2 protein-coding genes and 1 pseudogene are annotated in these 2,742 nt (G+C 62.8%); 2 read left to right on the top strand and 1 reads right to left on the bottom strand.

The features are described from left to right. A pseudogene (locus tag WAW39_RS25520) lies at window positions 1–906 on the top strand (hypothetical protein); the annotation flags it as partial. A 57-nt stretch (window positions 907–963) separates the two neighbouring features. After that, entirely contained in the window at window positions 964–1,266 is a 303-nt protein-coding gene (locus tag WAW39_RS25515) for a hypothetical protein (RefSeq protein WP_422321981.1), read from the top strand. Here the strand turns inward: WAW39_RS25515 and WAW39_RS25510 are convergent. Further along, window positions 1,257–2,742, bottom strand: a 1,486-nt coding sequence (locus WAW39_RS25510) for a DUF1592 domain-containing protein (RefSeq protein WP_422321980.1), incomplete at its 5' end; no start/stop codon positions are given. The two genes, WAW39_RS25515 and WAW39_RS25510, sit on opposite strands and share 10 nt — an antisense overlap.

Genomic DNA, 2,742 nt, shown 5'->3' with positions numbered 1-2,742 from the left:
GTGCAGGCGGCGCTGCGCGGCCGGCAGTTTGCCGGTCTGGTGATCTTGGGCGGCTACGATGTGGTGCCCTCGGCACGCATGGACGTCCTGACGCCGGAGCTGCGCGCCGCCGTGGGCCGCTTTCCGGACCCGGACAACTTCATCGTGTGGAGCGATGCGCTGTTTGGAGACCTGGATGGCGACACCTTTGCCGAGCTGCCAGTCAGCCGCATCCCAGACGGCCGCTCGGCAGAACTTTTCACTGCCGCCCTCCAGTCCGCCACAGGGACCGAGCCTAACAAGCTCTGCGTGCACAACGTCAAACGCCCCTTCGCCAAGGCCGTCTTCAAGCTGATCAAAGGGCAGGGAAAAGCCCTCTCCTCCCAGCCTGCGCGAACCGCCGAAGCCCGGGCCGAGCAGAGTCAAATGCAGGGCAGCCTGTATCTCATGCTGCATGGGTCTGACAGTGATGGCTCCGCCTTCTGGGGGGAGGAGGAAGACCAGATGGTGGAGGCATTTGACGTCAGCTGCCTGCCTGCCACCGGCACGGGCATCGTCTTCACGGGAGCCTGCTGGGGAGCGCTCACGGTGACGCGAAAGGCCGGGGCGCAGGACCCTGCGCGGCCACCTCAGAGCAAAGCGGCGGACCAGTCCATCGCCCTGACAGCGCTGCGCGCCGGTTACCGCGCCTTCATAGGCTGCACTGGCTCCCATTACTCCCCGCTGGGCGCACAGCCCAACTCTGCCGGCGGCCCGATGCACCAGTATTTTTGGGATCGCATCCGCGCAGGAGGTGCACCGGCGCAGGCCTTGTTTGCCGCAAAAAGCACGTACGCCGCCGACCTGCCAAACGGAGGCGACCCAGTGGCGCAGGCGATTGCACACAAAATATTACGCCAGTTCACCTGCCTCGGTCTCGGGTGGTGAACTCCCTTGCCATTTTCCCGAATCCCTATAAGCTCTGATCCAAGGAGGCATCTGTTTATGTCAAAGAAAAACATCACCTTTAAAAAAGCCGTCATTAAGGGCTGGGTCGAGACCAACAAGCCCCCGCAGCAAGTCAAAACCTATACAGCTGACTCCAACGGTGCTTCGGCAGACATGCTCAAGAGCAAAGCTGGCGTCGTCATGGACAAAGCCATCAAGGCGACTAAAGCGCTGAGCAGCGCCCCCATGGGCAAAACCAAGCTGCGCGGCGTCTTTATGCGACCTCAAGGCGGAGATGACTCTCAAGCCAAGCTGGTGGTGGTGGATGACGACAACGTCGCTCAGTTCGCTCAAGGCTGAAGTGGAGCCTGGACCGCCCGCTGCGGCACAGCCTCCCGGCCATCAGGCTGCTTCTTTTCTGCGCCGTTCACGCTGGCGCCACCTTGTTTCGTACCCGGTGCGGACTTTGGCGCAGCAGCAGGCGCGGCGCTGAGGGTTTCGACGATGCGGCGGTTGAGGAAGGGGTAGCTGGTGATGACGGAGGTGATGAGGGTCTGCATGCGGTGGTTGTCTTTGGCGATGCCCGTCATGAGCTGATCGATGATGATTTCGTCGTAGCCTTCGAGCTGGCGGCAGAGGGCGTAGGCGAGGAGCTTTTCGGTGAGGTTGCGGGTGAGGTCGTCTTTGCGGGCGGCGATGATGGTCTTCAATTCGGCGGGGGTGCTGAAGTGCTTGCCACCGGGGAGCTCGCCGGCGGCGTCGATGGGGCCGCCGGTGTCGTCCTGGGCGCGCCAGCGGCCGATGGCGTCGAAGTTTTCGAGGCCGAAGCCGATGGGGTCGAGGATCTTGTGGCAGTTGGCGCAGACGACGTTGGTGCGGTGGAGCTCGGTGCGCTGGCGGAGGGTCAGATTCGCGATTTTGTTTTTGTCCTGCTTCTCCAGCGTGGGGACGTTGGGCGGGGCGGGCGGGACGTGCTGGCCGAGGATCTGCTCGAGCACCCAGACGCCGCGCTTCACCGGGCTGGTGCGATTGGGGAAGGAGGTGACGGCGAGGATGCCGGGCATGCCGAGGATGCCGCCGCGATTGGGGTCTTTGAGTTGAACGCGGTGGAGCTTGGAACCGGTGATGGCGGGGGGCTGCGGTGAAGCGGCTACTGGGGAGGTTGAAGTTGAGTTAGTCGTGGGTGGGTTCGTTGCCGGGGAGTTTTTAGCAAGGGAATGGGGAGCAAGGGAATGGGGGACTGAAGTAACTGAGGAGTTAGCAGAGGAGTTATTGGGCGAGTTAGTTGACGGGGAGGTGGGAGTTTGGGACTTGGCAGCTGAGTTAGAGGCTGCTGAGTTGGGAGAGGATGAGGAGGATTGGCTGTTTGCTTCTGCGGTGTTTTTTGCGCCGAGATTGTAGAGGGCGGCGAGGGACTCGTTGAGGTAGGTGTAGTCGGCGGTGATGAAGGTGGAGACGGGGGCGTTTTCGCGGATGATGCTGGTGAAGAAGAGGCGGGCTTCGTCGTACATGGCCTGACGGAGCGCGGGGGTCATCTGGGGGAATTTGGTGGTGTCGAAGGTCTTGCCGGCGAGATCGGCGAGGCCGAGCCACTGGGCGCCGAAGCCGTCGAAGAGGGCGCGGGAGCGGTCGTCTTTGAGCATGCGGGCGACTTGGGTCTTGAGGACGGCGGGGTCGTGGAGTTTGCCCTGATCGGCAAGGGTGGAGAGTTCTGCATCGGGCATGGTGGCCCAGAGGAGGTAGGAGAGGCGGGAGGCGAGCATCCAGTCATCGAGGGGGAGGATCTCGGGCGTGGGCGTGGATGAGACGGGGGCGCTGTTTTGAGCAGGGGAATTT

This window comes from Prosthecobacter sp. (assembly GCF_049294395.1).
GTDB lineage: Bacteria > Verrucomicrobiota > Verrucomicrobiia > Verrucomicrobiales > Verrucomicrobiaceae > Prosthecobacter.
Note: the sequence above shows the minus strand (reverse complement) of the source record. Positions and strands in the feature narration are given on the sequence as shown.